The sequence below is a fragment of the Kocuria sp. KRD140 genome (assembly GCF_017168375.1).
Lineage (GTDB): Bacteria > Actinomycetota > Actinomycetes > Actinomycetales > Micrococcaceae > Kocuria > Kocuria marina.
On record NZ_JABFAW010000007.1, the window covers coordinates 49401 to 64908 of the forward strand.

The window sequence follows — 15508 nt, forward strand, 5'->3', positions numbered from 1 at the left end:
TGTCTCTTATACACGGGTACCGGGTGCGTCCGAGAGGGCCCGGGTGGGCATCGCATGCGTCTTAAAGGACCCGGGTTGGCTGCCGGTCACACCCCGCACGTCGTGGCGGAACTCACTTCACCCGTGCACTCGTTGCACTTGTGCAACTTTGCACTCGTGCATAGGATTTTCGTCGTGCCTGAATCCCATCTCTCCCTGCGTGAACGCCACCGTGTTCGCACCCTCGCGGAGATCCATCGCGCCGCGCTGGAGCTCGCGACGTCGGGGAATTACGCCGACACCGCTGTGGAAGCCATTGCCGAACGTGCCGGGGTCTCCCGCAGGACGTTCTTCAACTACTACTCGTCCAAGGAGGACGCGATGCTGGGGCTCACCCCGCCGCGACTGTCCGAGGCCGCTCGCGAGCGCTATACGGATCCTGACGCCGGGGACGAGTTCGCTCGCACCGTGCGCCTGTTCGTAGACGTCCTCCGGGACGCCACAGGCCCCCCGGAGCTCGCCACGCGCCGTCGTGAACTGGTGTGCGCCCACCCCGAACTCAAACGCCGCATCGGGATGCACATCACCGCGGTGGAGAACCTCGTGGTCTCCACCGTCACCGAGCATTCCGCGCGCGACACCCCTCCCCGCTCGGAGGAGACGACCCACGCGTTCGTCCTGCTGGCCGGCTCGGTCATCAAGTTCGTGTTCCGTACCAACACCCATCTGGCCACCACGCCCGACGACGCGGCCATCCAGCGCGCGCTCGACCACGCCATCGGCGTCTTCCGCACCGCTCTCAAGGAGATCTCATGACCGCCACCGCCACCCGGGCTGCGTCCAGCCCTCCTGTGGACGAGAAACCACCCCACCTCGGACTGCTGTTCGCGAGCCTCATGGTCGTCATGCTGCTCGCGTCCCTCAGCCAGACCATCCTCTCCACCGCCCTGCCCACCATCGTGGGAGACCTGGGCGGTGTGGACCACATGAGCTGGGTCATCACCGGCTTCATCCTGGCTTCCACCGTGATGATGCCGGTCTACGGCCGCATCTCCGATCTCCTCGGCCGCAAGCCCGTGCTGATCGCGGCCATCGTGCTGTTCATCGCGGGCTCCGCCCTGGGTGCGGCGGCCGGGACCATGAGCTGGCTCATCACCGCCCGCGTGGTGCAGGGCCTGGGCGGCGGTGGTCTGATGATCCTCGCCCAGACCTCCATCGCGGACGTGGTCCCCGCCCGTGAGCGCGGCAAGTACATGGGCGTGATGGGCGCCGTGTTCGCCGTGTCCTCGGTGGCCGGGCCGCTGCTGGGCGGCTGGATCACGGAGGGTCCCGGCTGGCGCTGGGCGTTCTCCTTCAACATCCCGCTCGGCATCCTGGCCATCATCGCGGTGGCCGTGTTCCTCAAGCTGCCCCGGCGGCCCCGCGAGGAGCGCGAACGCATCGACTATTTGGGCATGATCCTGCTGGCTGGTGCCACCACGTGCCTGATCCTGGTGTGCACGTGGGGCGGGACCCAGTACGACTGGAACTCCCCGCAGATCCTGCTGCTGTGCGCCACCACCCTGGCCGGGGCCATCGCCTTCGTGATCGCCGAGACCCGCGCGAGCAGCCCCGTGATCCCCCTGTCCCTGTTCAAGGACCGCAACTTCACCCTGACCACCGTGTCCGGGCTCGCGGTGGGCGTGGCCATGTTCGGCGCGATCGGCTACATGCCCACCTACATCCAGATGGTCAAGGGCGTGGACGCCACCCAGGCCGGTCTGCTCATGACCCCCATGATGGCGTCCCTGCTGATCACCTCGATCGTCTCGGGCCAGGTCGTCTCCCGCACGGGCCGGTACAAGCTGTTCCCCCTGGTGGGCATGGTGATCATGGGCATCGGCCTGTGGCTGCTGTCCACCCTGGAAGTCTCGGACTCCACCGTGCGGATGTGCGTGTTCCTCGCCGTGTTCGGCGCGGGCATCGGGCTGAGCATGCAGATCCTGGTGCTCATCGTGCAGAACTCGGTGCCCAACCGGATCGTGGGCACCGCCACCGCCTCCAGCAACTTCTTCCGCCAGGTGGGAGCCACCGTGGGCTCCGCCGTGGTGGGCTCGCTGTTCATCTCCCGGCTGAAGGACCTGCTGGCGGAGAACCTGCCCAAGATCCCGGGCAAGTCCGCCGGGGCGATGGACGCCAACTCCTTCACCCCGCAGAGCGTGCACGGGCTGCCGGCCATGTTCCGCGACCCGGTGATCCAGTCCTACAACGACGCCCTGCTGCCCATCTTCCTGTTCATGATCCCGCTCGCGGTGCTCGCGTTCGTGCTGCTGCTGTTCGTGGAGGAGAAGCCCCTGGCCACCCGCGTGGACCTGAGCACGGGCGAGATCTCCACGGTCGAGGCCACCGCCACCGAGGCGCAGGCGGCAGTGGGCGCCTCGGACCGCCCCGCAGAATCCCCTCGTCAGCCGGGGACCGTGACGGACAGTGCCGCCTCTGAGTTCCCGCGAACCCGGGAGACCTCGCAGGCGTCGGCAGCCACGCAGACCGCGGCCCGCCCGCCGCGCAGAGGCCGACGCGGTGGCCGCCCGGCGCCGCGCCACCGGGCCTGAAAGAGCGCTCCGGGATCCGAGTGATGCACGCCGTTCGCACCCCGGGACCAGCCGCTCCGCGTTGACCGGGCGGGCGCTGAGGCGAGACGGCCCCGCCACGAATGCAGTGCCCGACCTCACGGGCCCGCAACCGCGCGACAGCACCGCCCCGCCCCTGGGATCCACCCCAGGGGCGGGGCGGTGCTCGTCAGTCCTCCGACGGCAGTACCTCGCACAGGTCCTCCACCAGATCCGCGAGGATCTCCGGCGCCTCCAGCATCCCGTCCCGCAGGTCGGACAACTCCATCCCGTGCAGCAGGCCCACCGCGTAGCGGTCCTTGTCCGTGCGCTGGAAGGACCGGCTGGCCCGGGCCAACCACTCCTCCATGACGGCGGCGTCCGTAATCACGCCCAGATCGTCCTGGTAGTCCTTGGCCACCACGGCCGCACGGACCCGCTTCTTGCCCGCCTTCGCGTGGGCGTGCCCCAGTGCCTCTGACACGTACCGCGCGGACTTGGCGGCCTTGCGGGTCTCGTGGACCACGTCGAACGCCGCGGCGGTCTGCATTGCGTCCAGACCCGGGAGGGTGATGCGTCGACCCACTTCGGCAGCCATGTCGCTGACGTCGGTCGCGACATCGGCGTCCGGGACCTTGGCGTTGGCGGAGACGAGCACACGGTTCAACGCGGCACCCAGCACAGTCTTGGCGAAGTCCTTGGCCGAAAGTTGCGCCGCGTCCTCGGTGATGTCCTGGCCCGCCGCGAGCGCTCGCAGGTCCCGCACGAGTTGCAGGTAGGCGGCACCGTCGAGTTCCCGGCGCACGGTGCGGCCCGCCACCACGCCGAGCTGGTCGGCCGCGGCACGCAGTTCCTGCTTGGCCTGTTCCGTCACCACGCCGGAGGGCTGGGCCTCGAGCAACACGTCGAGTCGCTGACGGGCGACCTCTTGATCGCGGGCATCACCCAGGACCCTGGCAACACCCTTGAGGCGCTGTTCAAGATCCGCGACGACGTCCTCGGTCACGAACCCACGCGCGGCCTGCAGTACGGCCCGCAACGCCCGCGAGCGCACCCGCAACTGGTGCACCGAGTCCGGGGCGTCGATCCGCACGGCGAAGTCCCACCGCTGCAGCTCCCCGGTCAGGCGGGCGAGCATCGCCGCGAGAACGTCCGCTCCGGTCGGCTCGGACTTCGTTTCGGGCTCCGGCTCCGCAGCAGCGGGGGCCTGCGAGTCCTTGTCCGAGGACTTCCCTGATTTCTTCTTCGACTTCTTCCCGGTCTTCTCGGCCTTGGCCTTCTTGCCCGGCTTCTTGCCGGAGCCCTTGTCCGTCTCCGCATCGCCCGTCATCTCGGACTTCGTGGCCGAACCCCGCTCCGATTCCGCCGACGCCTTCGCGGCATCTGTTTCGCTCACACCACCGTCCGAGGACGTGGCGTCATCGGTGCCGGAACTGGCGTGGTCCGGGAGGGCGGCGTCGTCGGAGGCACCGGCCTCTGCGGCGTGCTCCGGGGCGACGACCCGCACCGAGTCGCCACCGTCCTGGCCCAGGGCGCGGGCGATCTTCGCGACCGAGGACGACGGCGCCGCCCCCGCCGCGTACAGCACGGACTCCACGGCCTCGAACACCGTGCGCGCCTGCTTCTGGGTGAGGTCGTCGCGCGTGAGCTCGACCTCGCACTCGGACCATTCCCGCGTGACCCGGCCGCGCTCGTCGCGCGCGCTGACCGCGTCCAGGCACAGCTCCGCGTACTGACCGTCCTCCCCGAGCACCGGGTACACCGTGCGGTGGGTGTTGATGGTCGCGACCGGGGTGAGCTCCTCGCCCAGGGTCAGGCCGGTAAGGACCTTGCGCAGCGCGGCGGGGATCCGCTGCGCCGAGGTCTTCAGCGGCTCGTAGTGCAGTTCCCCGCGCACCTGCCCAGCCTGGTACTTGACGTGCCAGCCGTCGTCGCTGCCGCCCGTACGACGCCGCACGGCCACCTTCGCGTGCGCGAGCGCGAGATCGGCGGTGTCGTAGTACGTGGCGCTCATCTCGTGCTCCACGGGATCACCCACGGTGAAGTTCTTGAGCTTGTGCAGCTTGAGCCTGGGGGTGCGCTGCCCCGCAACATCGTACTTGCGTTCGATCTCGACCTGTTGGGTGACCATGGTGCTCCCTGTGTGGAACGCGCCGCGGCCCTGGTCGGGTGCCGCGGCGCGTTGCTGTCAACGAATGTTCTGCAGAGCTCTCAGGCCCGACGTCGCTTCAACACGTCGTCGAGGTTCAGCGCCGCAGGCTCCTGCTCACCGGCGCGCACGGCTTCCTTGAGGGACGTTGAACGGGCTGCCGGGCGCTCGGGCACGCGGAGGGGTTTTGGCTCGCTGCGCTCGACCACGGGCGCTTGCGTGTAGAGCGGCTTGGGCACCGGGACCGGCTGCCACGTGGTGGCGCTCGACGCGGCCGGTGCCGCACTGCGGGCGACCTTGAGGGCCTCGGCGCGCAACTCGGCGACGGTGTAGACGGGTTCCGCGGGACGTTCGGCGGTTCCGGTGGCGGGCTGTTCACCGTCCACGGGCAGATCCAGGGACGCGTGCAGCTCGCGGTCGTGCTGAGCGGCTTCCTGGCGGTCCTCGTCCTCGTTGTCGAAGATCGCGTACTGCACGGGGGCGACGTCCGTGGTGACGGGACGGGCGGCGGCGCGCTGTTCACGGTCGGTGACGGCGAGGTAGCGCAGACCGGCCACGCACCCGGCGCCCAGCAGGAACAGGACCACTGGTACGGCCCAGGACACGGCGGTCAGCGGTGCGGCGAGAGCGCTCACCACGGCGGCCAGGAGCAGCAACACCCCGGTGAGGAAGATGATGGTGCGGTCCCACTTGATCCGCAGCCCCGCCAGGGAACCGCGCTGGACTGTGGTCGCGCCCGGCGCGGGTGCCGTTGTCTCCATGGCTTTCGTCTCCCGTTCGTGGACGTGTGATGAGGCTACTGTGTGCACTGTAGTGGACTCCGCGCCCACGCGCTCCTGCCTGTGGATCACGGCACCGGTCTGCAGATCTGGGGCCTCCACCTGGGCACGAACAGGAGCGTTCGTGCGCCGAGCCACGCGCGGTGCGAACCGCACGACGCACAGCACGATGATAATGGCCAATACGGCCGAACTGCTCACCCACGACAATCCCACCGTCTCAGCGTAGGACACCGCGCCGTGATCCCCCGGAACGCAAACGCGTGTTGCTCACATCAATGTAATTCGATGCAGTTATGACGCCGTCCGGGGCCTTTTCACATGACTGTCAGCGAGACGCGCGCCGGACGGTGATCCCCCGGTCCTCGCCCGTGAACCGACGAACGAGCCCCTCCGGGACCTCCTCCGCGGTGAGCGCAAAGCTTCGGTGGTCCGCCCAGTCACCCGCGATGTGCAGGAACCGCGGGCGCAGCCCCTCGTCCCGGAAACCCAGCTTCTCCACGACCCGCAGTGATTTGGCATTCTCCGGGCGGATGTTGATCTCCATCCGGTGCAACCGCAGGTGCTCGAAGCAATAGTCGGTGGCCATGGCCACCGCCATGGGGGCGATCCCGCGCCCGGCTTGCGCGCCGTCCACCCAGTAGCCCAACGTCGCGGAGCGGAACGACCCCAGGGTGATGCCCGAGACGGTCAGTTGCCCCACGAGTTCGTGGCCCCGGGTCCCGGGGTCCTGCTCGGTGATCAGCCACGGCAGGGTCTGCCCTTCCCGTGCCTGCTTGGTCATGGAGCGCACGAAACCACGAAACGACGGCGCCGCGCCGTCCGCCTCGGGGTTGCTCGCTTCCCATGGTTCGAGCCACTGCTTATTGCGGTAGCGCACCCGGTCCCATTCACCGCGGTCACTCATGGCCAGTGGGCGCAGCACGAGCTGCGCCCACTGAAGGGTGACCGGCCATTCTGCAGCCGTGTTCACGAAGGTGGGGACCTCAGCCTTCGAGGTCGCGGGCGTAGTCCTTGATCCAGGCGCGCAGGCCCGGACCGAGGTCCTCGCGTTCGCACGCGAGCTCGATGTTCGCCTTGAGGTAGGACAGCTTGTCCCCGGTGTCGAAGCGGCGGCCCTTGAAGACCACGCCGTACATGCCGTGGGCAGCATCCCCGCGGTCCGCGATGGTCTGCATGGCATCCGTGAGCTGGATCTCGTCACCGCGGCCGGGGGCCGTGTTCTCAAGGATCTCGAAGATCTCCGGGTGCAACACGTAGCGGCCGATGATCGCGAGGTTGGACGGGGCGTCCTCCGGCGCGGGCTTCTCCACGAGGCCGTTGACCTGGACGTAGTCCTCCCCCTCGACGGCGGTGACGTCCGCGCAGCCGTACGCGCTGATGTTCTCGCGGGGGACCTCCATGAGGGCCACCACGGAACCGCCGGTGCGCTCCTGCACGCGGATCATCCGGGCGAGCAGGTCTTCCTTCTCGTCGATCAGGTCGTCGCCCAGCAGCACCGCGAACGGGTCGTCGCCCACGTGGGTCTTGGCACGCAACACCGCGTGTCCCAGCCCCTTGGGGTCCTGTTGCCGCAGGTAGTGGATCTCGCCCAGGTCCGATGCGTGCTCGACCTCGGCCAACAGGGCCTTCTTGCCGGACGCATCCAGTTGCGCCTCGAGCGCGGGGACGCGGTCGAAGTGGTCCTCGAGGGCGCGCTTGGAGCGGCCGGTGATCATGAGGACGTCGTCCAGGCCGGCGTCCACGGCTTCCTGCACCACGTACTGGATGGCCGGGCGGTCCACCACGGGCAGCATTTCCTTGGGCATGGCCTTGGTGGCGGGCAGGAATCGGGTGCCCAACCCCGCGGCGGGGATGACGGCCTTGTGTACGCGCTTGGTCTCTTCACGACTCATGGGATCAGGGTAAACGACCGCACGCGAGCGCCCGCGTTCCAACGCCCGTGTGATACCGGGAATGCGAGAATTCTCGGGAAATGTACTCCCAACGGTGAACAGGGAAGGACGGTCGATGACGCATGGACCCCACGGCATCCCCCGCGGACGCATCCCCGGTCCCCGAGGACAAGGCGCGATTGCGCGCACGGATCCTGGCGCGGCGGCGTCGTCGTGGGGCGGCCGCACGGCACCGGGCGGAGACGGGGTTCGCGGAGCACCTGGCGCGCGTCCTCGCCGGGACCGGGACGGGTGACCTGGCTGCGTTCCTGCCCCTGCCGGACGAGCCGCCCCTGCTGTCCGCGCTCACGCAGGCGCATCACCGCGGCCACCGGGTCTGGTTGCCCGTGGTGGAACCCCTGCGGCAGTTGAGCTGGGTGCAGTGGCATCCGGATGCCCCTCTGGTCCAGGGGGCGTTGCCCGGGCTGCTCGAACCCGCCGGGGAACGGCACGGGGCGGAGGTGTTCACGGCGGTGCGGGTGTTGCTCGTGCCGGTGGTCGCGGTGGACGAGGCCGGTGTGCGGCTGGGCTTCGGGGGCGGGTACTACGACCGGTTCCTGCCGCGCGTTACGGGGACCCAGCACCGGCTGGAGGCCATGGCCTGCTGCTACGCGGACGAGGTACTGCCGGCGGGGACCGTCCCCCGCGAAGCGCACGATGCCGCGCTCGGCAGCGTTCTCACGGAACGCGGCGTCGTGCCGCTGGGGCCCTCCGGGCAGTGATCGCAGCCGTGGACGGGCGAGTAGGATGTGAGGTCGGTAAACCACCCTCACCCCTCGAAGGAACACCCGTGCCCGTTTACGCCTATGCCTGCAAAGATTGCGGCCATGCTTTCGACATCCGCCAGTCCTTCTCCGACGACGCCCTGACGGTGTGCCCGGAATGCGGCGGCCGGTTGCGGAAGAAGTTCAACTCGGTGGGCGTGGTGTTCAAGGGTTCCGGTTTCTACCGCAACGACTCGCGCTCGGACTCCTCCTCGAGCGGGAGTTCCTCCGGCCCCTCGGGATCGGCGGATGCCACCGCGACCCCGGCCGCGGACAAGGGCGCAGGCAAGGACTCCGGCACCGCTGCGTCCGCCACCTCCGGCAGCGGCACGAGCTCATCCTCCGCCTCGACCGCGAGCGGGTTGACCTCCGCGTCCTGAGTCGACGTCGCTCCCACGGTCACTTCCGCCGAGCCCGCTGCTGACCGGACCAGCGCGGCGTCCCTGCACGACGGGACCCGGGTCGACAGACCGGCGCATGCCTGACTCTCGCCGCGGCGAGCGCACTGCACGGGTGAGTGTTCGGCGCTGGGCCCACCCCCGGTCTCCACCGATCCACCACGCCGCTCCGGGACGACGACGCCGCCCGCCTAGCGTCCGGGTATGCGCTCCCGATCCCGTCCGCACTATCCGCTGGCTTTGCGCGTCCGCACCGCGGTGCGGCGCCGCCACCGCCTCGTGGCCGCCGCGCTGTGTGCCCTGGCTCTGACGCTCGTGATCCTGCGACTCGCCCCGCCGAGCGCGCAGACCACACCCGTGGTCACGGCGGCCCGGGAGATCCCCGCGGGCCAGTCCCTTGCGCCTGGTGACCTCACGGTCGCAGAGTTCCCGTCCGCCCTCACCCCCGCGTCAGCCTTCAGCAGTCCCGACGACGCCGCGGGGCAGACCACCACGATCGCCCTGACCGCGGGGCAACCCGTGACACCGTCCACCGTGCTGGGCCCCGGGGTGCTCACGGGTCAGCCCCAGGGGACCACCGCTGCGACGGTGCGGGTGAGCGATCCCGCGGTGCTACGACATGTCCGACCGGGTGTCGTGGTGGACGTGGTGCACCACACCGACGATGCCTCGAACGGGCGCGGTCGCACCGTGGCCCAATCGGTCACCGTGCTGTGGGCCGCGACCGCACGCTCCCCCGACACCTCGTCCCTGCTCTCCGCGTCGGGCACCGACGGGGATGCCGGGCTCGTGGTCCTGGCGGCGTCCCGTGAGACCGCCGCGGAACTGGCCACGCTCGACGGGACGGGTCGGGTGTCCCTCGTCCTGGTGTCGTCGTGAGGGAACGCGGGATCATGCAAAACCCTGCCCCGGGTCGAGGTCATACGGACTCGGGTGGAATCACCACCGGATCCATCCGGCAGCCGGTTCACCCCCAGTGGGGCGGGCGCTGCTGTTTCAACCACTGCGCGTGGCCGCTCTCCGCGGCAGCCTCCCGGGGGTCCGGGGCGTCGCCGCCCAGCTCGTCGGAGCCCGCACCCCACTCAGTGGCGCGCAGCGCGCACTCCGCGTCCGGGGCGGTTCCGCCCGTCGCGCGGCGGTGGCCGCGGCGGCGTCGTCCCCCGGGCTGGGCGGAAGTGGCGCCATCCGGGGCGCCCTCGGACGAGGTGACCGCTGCGCTCGGGACGTCCTCGCCATCCGTGGGCCTTGGGCCCCGCGCAGGATCCGAAGCCACCTCCTTCGGCGCCGCCTCGTCCCGCGAGCGCCCGTCCCCGGCGTCCGAGCCGTCCCGCGAGGACTCAGGACGGTTCGCCGGGCGATCAGTCGTCACGCGAACCGCTCGCTCTCCGCGCGTCGGTCTCCGAGTCGGACCCCGCATCGGGCCCCAGGCCGAGGTAGCGCTGGACGAGACCGGCCACGGTCTGCGGGTCGGTGAAGACCTCCACGGACCACAGGCTCACGTAGTTCCACCCCGCGCGTTCGAGCTGTTGCGGGATGAGCCGCGAGCGTTCGCGCACGCTCAGCGCGCGGCTGCGCTCGGACCCGTCGGAGCGCAGCGCCACCGGGATGCGTACGGGCTCGCCCGTGGCCGCACGCTGGGTGACAGCCCCCGCGGACAAGGACTCGGTCTCCGCGTACGCGGCCATGTCGATCATGTGGGCGTAGCCGGTGTGGACCGTGGCTCCGGCGCCCCGCAGCCGTCGGGCGAGATCAGCGACCAAAGCATCCGGGGCGGCGTCGGTGTCCTCGACGGGAGCCCCCGCGCGCTCCGACGTGGTGTCCTCCCCAAAGAGGATCTCGAGCATGTGGTACATGTCCCTGGCGCCGTTCTGCAGCCGCCGCGGCTCGGTGTCCTTGGGGTGGATGGACGTGACGATGTGCGTATGGCGACGCGAGCGGGTCATCCCGCGCACGAACGCCTGGCGCCCGTCCCGCTCGGACAGTGCACCCAACTGCGGGGTGCTGCGCCCGGACGTGGTGCGCCCGAAGCCGAGCGAGAAGATCACGGTGTCCCGCTCGATCCCCGCGGCCCGGTGCAACTCGACCACGCGGAAGGACTCCCGCCCCGGGGCGAAGAACTCGGCGGACTCACCGGTCTCCCGCAGTCGACGCTGCACGGCCTGGGCCACGCGGGCGGCATGCATCGCACTCGCGGTGACCACGGCCAGGGACCGCTCGGGGTGCCGCTCGGCGTGGGCGAAGACCAGGTCCACGGTGCGGTGGACCTCTGCGGTGGGTGCCTGCACCCCTTCGCTGCCCGCGGTGAGCACGCCCACGCCGTTCACGACGTACTCGGCGGACATCCCCGTGCTCACGCTCGTCAGTTCCGAGGCCTGCGGCACGCGGGTCAGGGTGCCGTCGTAGAACGCGTCGTTGAGGTAGTCGAACAAACGGGGGTCCATGGGCCGGCGCACCGAGGTCAGGGACCGGGAGTCCACCACGCGGGTCAGTGCGTCGTACGCCGAGTCGATGTCCGCGACGGGTTGCGGAGTGTCCCGGACCGCGACGTGCGGGGCCACCGTGAAGGGCTGAGGACCCGCGGCGTTGCGGTCACCGAACGCGATGACCTGATCCGCCCGCACGAGCGCGGGCAGCGTGGCCGCGAGCGGGGTGGACTCGGCGTCCAGGACCACCACGGTGTCCACGGACTGCTCCTCCCCCAGCGTGGCGGTGAGCACGAGCGGGCTCGCGGTCCACACGGGCACGAGCGACGGCGTGAGGTGCTGGACCCGGTCCAGCTCCTCGGTGCGCACGTGACCGCTGCGCAGCATGTTCCGCAGCGCGCGAGCCTCCCGGGGGTTGCGCTTGGTGTCCCGCGCCCAGCGCTCGGCCAGCGCGTACTCGAGTCGCGCCGGTGCGGCCGCGATGTGGGCGGAATCGGCGCGGCGGAACACGGATTCCGTGCGGCGCAGCTCGGAACCGTCCGGCATGGCCACGAAGTCATCACCGCTGATCATGGCCTCGAGCACGGACTGCCACCACGCGAGGTCGAGTTCCTCGCCCACGCGCTCGGCGGGTACCGCGCGGGTCTCGAGGTCTTGCAGGAACTCCCCCAGCCCGCGCGCCCGCAGGTCGTCGAGCAACACGGTGCGTTCGGGCAGGGTCGCGAGGTGGGCCTCGTCGTTGATCAGTTCGTCCAGGATTTCCTGGAGTTCGTCCACCCCGGCCGTCTCCAGGCGCGCGGCAGTGCGGGAGCCCTCGAGTGCGATCGCGAGCCCCTCGAGGTCCTCTCGGAACCGGCGATGGATCTGCAGGGTCTCCCCGGCGCGGTCCGAGACGGCGGGCTGTTCGAGCGTGGTGGCCCATTGGCGCCACCTGTCCCGTTCGGACTGCACTTTCACGAGCGCCGAGTGCAGGTCCGAGAGGTGCACGCCGGGTCGGAGGTATTCCTTGGCGGCCTTGCGCAGGCGGGAGCGCTGCAGCCCGCTCAGCTCGATCTCGTGGTCCCGCCGCCAGGACGCTGAGGCCGTCGCGGCGATCAGGTCCGTCACAGGCCGGTCGTAGATGTCCGGTGTGAGGTACTCGAGCGACTCCCCGACCTCGATCACGAGTTCGAGCTGTTGCTCCCATTCGCCGATGGTCGAGCCCACGCGCAGCCCCGAGACCCCCAGGACGTTGCGCATGGCCGTCTTGAGGGTGGTCAGTTCGAGCAGCAGGGACTTGGCGAGGTCGTGGGCCTCACGGGCCTCGTCGTCGTTGACGAGCCGCGCACCGTGCCACGGGCTCGTGAGCGCCGCAGCGTCGAACGCGCCGAGGGTCGCGGCGCGCTGGAGCTGACGCTGCACCTCGCTGCGGTGGGACACGGCGTCCAGCACGGAACGGCGGAACCGCACGGCGGTCTGCGGTCCGGGGGTGCGCGCGGTCAGTTCCGCGAGCGCCTGCATGGCCTCGTAGGGCGAGGCCTGCCAGCGGGGACGCAGTGCGTGCAGGGATTCCTCGTGCACCCGCAGCTGTTCGCGGCTGCGCTGCAGGGCGTCCAGGTGCTGTTCCAGCTGCGGCTGCTCGGCGCGTTCGTTGCGGGCGACGGCGCGCACGAGCCGCTCCGCGACGTCGTCCGGACTCAGGTGGGAGCCCAGCGGCAGGACGAGGGAGTCCAGGCCGGTGCGGTTCCACGCGCGGTTGAACGCGGCGAGCGTGGTGCGGGACTCGCCGAGCACCAGGACGCTGCGGCCGCGGTGCACGAGCGCGCCGACCGTGGAGACCACGGTGTCCACCGCGGCGGTGCCCACGGGTGTAGCGACCACGAAGCTCTCACCCTGTTCGGCGAGGTCCACGATCTCCTGCTGATTGGCGTCCAGGTCCGTGAGCAGCAGCTCCTGGGCGGGGTCGCGCTCGTCGAGACCGGGTGCCTGATCGGTCAGGGGGCGCACGACTGGCAGTTTGCCGACCTCGGGGTTCTTGAGCCGGGCGAGGTCCTCGATCAACTGGGTGTGCGCAACCACGTGCTCGTCTGCGGGACGTTCGTGCAGATCCGCGAACGTGGAGACCAGCAACTCGTGTTCCACGTGCATGCCCGGGACATGGGCCGCGAGCTGGCGCAGGGTCTCCAGCACGGGCGCGGGGTCCAACTTGCGGGTGCCGTACGCGAGCCGGGACATCTCCGCCGTGGCCAGTTCCACGCCGTGGTCCTCGCGCAGCCGACGCACGAGTGCCGGGTTGAGGTGGGCGGGACCCACGATGTGCAATTCGAAGTCCTTGTGGTCCGGGCGCAACTTGACCGTGACCGGGGCGAGCAGGACCGGGGCGATGAACCGGCGCAACCCGTCCGCCACGGGATCGGCGAGCCACGACGCCGTGCCCGCGGCCAGGTAGGAGGCGTCCAGACCGTGCATCACCGACAGCTCGTGGACCTTGGTGCGCAGCGCCCGGGCCGAGCGCACGGCGCGCTCGTACGCGGGGCTGTCCTGGTGGATCATCGTGGACAGCCGGGTGGGACGGCCCATGAGCAACTGTGCCTGCCCCGAGGAGTTGGCCTCGGTGAGATCGATGCAGACGTTGTCCACCTGGTTGAAGTCCAGCAGGGTGTCCGGGCCCGTGTAGGCGTCCATCTGTTGGGTCCAGGAACGCAGGGACACGCGGGGGTGTTCGCGCTCGCCCGTGGCGCCCGTGTCCTGGGGGGTTGTTCGGGAACGGTCCGGGGCGGGTGTCGACATGGTGCTCCTACTCACGAGTGCGCCGGTCTGCTCACCACGGGGGATGGGGCGGACCGGCGCACCGCAACTGACGATGGCTCTCTACGCGGTGGGGTTCACTCCCACTCGATGGTTCCCGGCGGCTTGGACGTGACGTCCAGGACCACCCGGTTGATCTCCTCGACCTCGTTGGTGATGCGGTTGGACATCCGGGCGAGCAGCTCGGAGGGCAAGCGGGACCAGTCAGCGGTCATGGCGTCCTCGGAGCTCACCGGGCGCAGCACCACGGGGTGGCCGTACGTGCGACCGTCCCCCTGGACGCCCACCGAGTGCACATCCGCGAGCAGCACCACGGGCATCTGCCACACGTCGTCGTCGAGTCCGGCGCGCGTGAGCTCCTCGCGGGCGATCGCGTCCGCGCGGCGTAGGATGTCCAGGCGCTCCTCGGTGACCTCACCGATGATCCGGATCCCCAGACCCGGACCGGGGAACGGCTGGCGGCCCACGATGTTCTCGGGCAGTCCCAGTTCGCGGCCCACGGCGCGAACCTCGTCCTTGAACAGGGCGCGCAGCGGTTCCACGAGTTCGAACTGCAGGTCCTCGGGCAGCCCACCCACGTTGTGATGGCTCTTGATGTTGGCGGCACCCTCACCGCCGCCGGATTCCACGACGTCCGGGTACAGCGTGCCCTGCACGAGGAACCGGACGGGCTGGCCGTCCTGGGCCTCGTCGCTGAGCACCTTTTGCTCGGCGGCCTCGAACGCGCGAATGAATTCCCGGCCGATGTTCTTGCGCTTGGTCTCGGGGTCGGTGACACCCTTGAGCGCAGCGAGGAAGCGGTCCTGCTCGCGGGCCACGTGGAGCTTGATGCCCGTGGCGGCCACGTAGTCCTTCTCGACCTGCGCGACCTCGTCCTGGCGCATCAGACCGTGATCTACCAGCACGCACGTGAGACGGTCCCCGATCGCGCGCTGCACAAGGGCTGCAGCCACCGCGGAGTCCACACCGCCGGAGAGCCCGCACAGGGCCTTGCCGTCACCCACCTGGGCGCGGATCGCGGCCACCTGCTCCTCGATGATGTTGCCCGTGGACCACGTGGGCGTGAGCTGGGCCCCCTCGAAGAGGAAGTTCTCCAGGATCTTCTGCCCGTACGCGGAGTGCTTGACCTCGGGGTGCCACTGCACGCCGTACAGCCTACGCTCGCGGTTCTCGAAGGCCGCCACCGGGACGCCCTCCGTAGTAGCCAGGGTCGTGAAACCCTCGGGCGCGGCGGTGACCGAGTCACCGTGACTCATCCACACGGTCTGCACGTCCGGGGTGCCGTCCAGGATGGTGCCCACGCCGTCCCCGGAGGTCGAGGCGGCGGTGGCCCCGTACTCGCGCACACCCGTGCGCTCAACGGTCCCGCCCAGGGCGTTGGCCATGATCTGAAAGCCGTAGCAGATCCCCAGCACGGGCACGCCGGCTTCGAACAGTTCGGCGTCCCGTTGCGGCGCACCGGGCGCGTACACGGACGCCGGGCCGCCGGAGAGGATCAGCGCGGCGGGGTTGCGCTGCAGGATCTTCTCGGTGGACCAGGTGTGCGGGACGATCTCGGAGTAGACGTTCGCCTCGCGTACCCGGCGGGCGATCAGCTGCGCGTACTGCGCGCCGTAGTCGACCACGAGTACCGGACGTTGCTCCAGTTCGCTCAGGGTGTCAGGGGATTCACTCACGCGGACAAGTCTAGAACACCGCTCGGACACC

General features: G+C 70.0%; 12 protein-coding genes. 5 read left to right on the top strand and 7 right to left on the bottom strand.

Annotation, left to right across the window (positions count from 1 at the left end; translation table 11 throughout):
* Positions 1 to 174: 174 nt before the first annotated feature.
* Both J1M36_RS06555 and J1M36_RS06560 read left to right on the top strand, forming a co-directional pair.
* Positions 175 to 795 carry a TetR/AcrR family transcriptional regulator gene (locus J1M36_RS06555; RefSeq protein ID WP_144931415.1) on the top strand — a complete coding sequence of 207 codons (621 nt, stop codon included), beginning with the start codon at positions 175 to 177 and terminating at the stop codon, positions 793 to 795.
* Positions 792 to 2570, top strand: coding sequence for an MDR family MFS transporter (locus tag J1M36_RS06560; RefSeq protein WP_206478941.1), 1779 nt, complete (start codon positions 792 to 794; stop codon positions 2568 to 2570). The genes J1M36_RS06555 and J1M36_RS06560 overlap by 4 nt, the downstream gene beginning before the upstream one ends.
* Before the next feature lie 187 nt (positions 2571 to 2757).
* On the opposite strand, the gene J1M36_RS06565 is transcribed toward J1M36_RS06560, so the two are convergent.
* The 4 genes from J1M36_RS06565 to galU all read right to left on the bottom strand — a co-directional run bounded on the left by J1M36_RS06565 (position 2758) and on the right by galU (position 7390).
* Positions 2758 to 4698 (bottom strand): CYTH and CHAD domain-containing protein, encoded by a 1941-nt coding sequence (locus J1M36_RS06565; protein ID WP_206478942.1) that lies wholly within the window; start codon positions 4696 to 4698, stop codon positions 2758 to 2760.
* Between the two features lie 80 nt (positions 4699 to 4778).
* Complete coding sequence (locus tag J1M36_RS06570; RefSeq protein WP_206478943.1) at positions 4779 to 5477, bottom strand: hypothetical protein; 699 nt, start codon at positions 5475 to 5477, stop codon at positions 4779 to 4781.
* Positions 5478 to 5823: 346 nt separating this feature from the next.
* Positions 5824 to 6468, bottom strand: coding sequence for a GNAT family N-acetyltransferase (locus tag J1M36_RS06575; protein ID WP_144931422.1), 645 nt, complete (start codon positions 6466 to 6468; stop codon positions 5824 to 5826).
* A 13-nt stretch (positions 6469 to 6481) separates the two neighbouring features.
* Positions 6482 to 7390, bottom strand: coding sequence for a UTP--glucose-1-phosphate uridylyltransferase GalU (galU, locus tag J1M36_RS06580; protein WP_035965884.1), 909 nt, complete (start codon positions 7388 to 7390; stop codon positions 6482 to 6484).
* A 122-nt stretch (positions 7391 to 7512) separates the two neighbouring features.
* Between galU and J1M36_RS06585 the strand changes: the two genes are divergently transcribed.
* The 3 genes from J1M36_RS06585 (at position 7513) to cpaB (ending at position 9470) form a co-directional block, all read left to right on the top strand.
* A complete protein-coding gene (locus tag J1M36_RS06585) occupies positions 7513 to 8151 on the top strand; it encodes a 5-formyltetrahydrofolate cyclo-ligase (RefSeq protein WP_206478944.1) in 639 nt (212 codons plus the stop codon).
* Positions 8152 to 8219: 68 nt separating this feature from the next.
* Positions 8220 to 8573, top strand: a complete 354-nt coding sequence (locus J1M36_RS06590) for an FmdB family zinc ribbon protein (protein WP_206478945.1) — start codon at positions 8220 to 8222, stop codon at positions 8571 to 8573.
* 222 nt (positions 8574 to 8795) lie between these two features.
* Positions 8796 to 9470: a Flp pilus assembly protein CpaB gene (gene cpaB / locus J1M36_RS06595; protein ID WP_193518867.1), complete on the top strand. Its 675-nt coding sequence runs from the start codon at positions 8796 to 8798 to the stop codon at positions 9468 to 9470.
* 88 nt (positions 9471 to 9558) lie between these two features.
* On the opposite strand, the gene J1M36_RS06600 is transcribed toward cpaB, so the two are convergent.
* The 3 genes from J1M36_RS06600 to guaA form a co-directional block, all read right to left on the bottom strand.
* On the bottom strand, positions 9559 to 9864 hold the full coding sequence (locus J1M36_RS06600) for a hypothetical protein (RefSeq protein WP_206478946.1): 306 nt from the start codon (positions 9862 to 9864) through the stop codon (positions 9559 to 9561).
* An 85-nt stretch (positions 9865 to 9949) separates the two neighbouring features.
* Positions 9950 to 13783 (bottom strand): hypothetical protein, encoded by a 3834-nt coding sequence (locus J1M36_RS06605; protein WP_206478947.1) that lies wholly within the window; start codon positions 13781 to 13783, stop codon positions 9950 to 9952.
* A 95-nt stretch (positions 13784 to 13878) separates the two neighbouring features.
* A complete protein-coding gene (gene guaA / locus J1M36_RS06610; protein WP_064847319.1) occupies positions 13879 to 15477 on the bottom strand; it encodes a glutamine-hydrolyzing GMP synthase in 1599 nt (532 codons plus the stop codon).
* Positions 15478 to 15508 lie beyond the last annotated feature (31 nt).

Coding starts and splice junctions, on each gene's coding strand:
- J1M36_RS06585 (WP_206478944.1), top strand. CDS start 7,513: ATGGACCCCACGGCATCCCCCGCGGACGCATCCCCGGTCCCCGAGGAC.
- cpaB (WP_193518867.1), top strand. CDS start 8,796: ATGCGCTCCCGATCCCGTCCGCACTATCCGCTGGCTTTGCGCGTCCGC.
- J1M36_RS06560 (WP_206478941.1), top strand. CDS start 792: ATGACCGCCACCGCCACCCGGGCTGCGTCCAGCCCTCCTGTGGACGAG.
- galU (WP_035965884.1), bottom strand. CDS start 7,390: ATGAGTCGTGAAGAGACCAAGCGCGTACACAAGGCCGTCATCCCCGCC.
- J1M36_RS06605 (WP_206478947.1), bottom strand. CDS start 13,783: ATGTCGACACCCGCCCCGGACCGTTCCCGAACAACCCCCCAGGACACG.
- J1M36_RS06570 (WP_206478943.1), bottom strand. CDS start 5,477: ATGGAGACAACGGCACCCGCGCCGGGCGCGACCACAGTCCAGCGCGGT.
- J1M36_RS06565 (WP_206478942.1), bottom strand. CDS start 4,698: ATGGTCACCCAACAGGTCGAGATCGAACGCAAGTACGATGTTGCGGGG.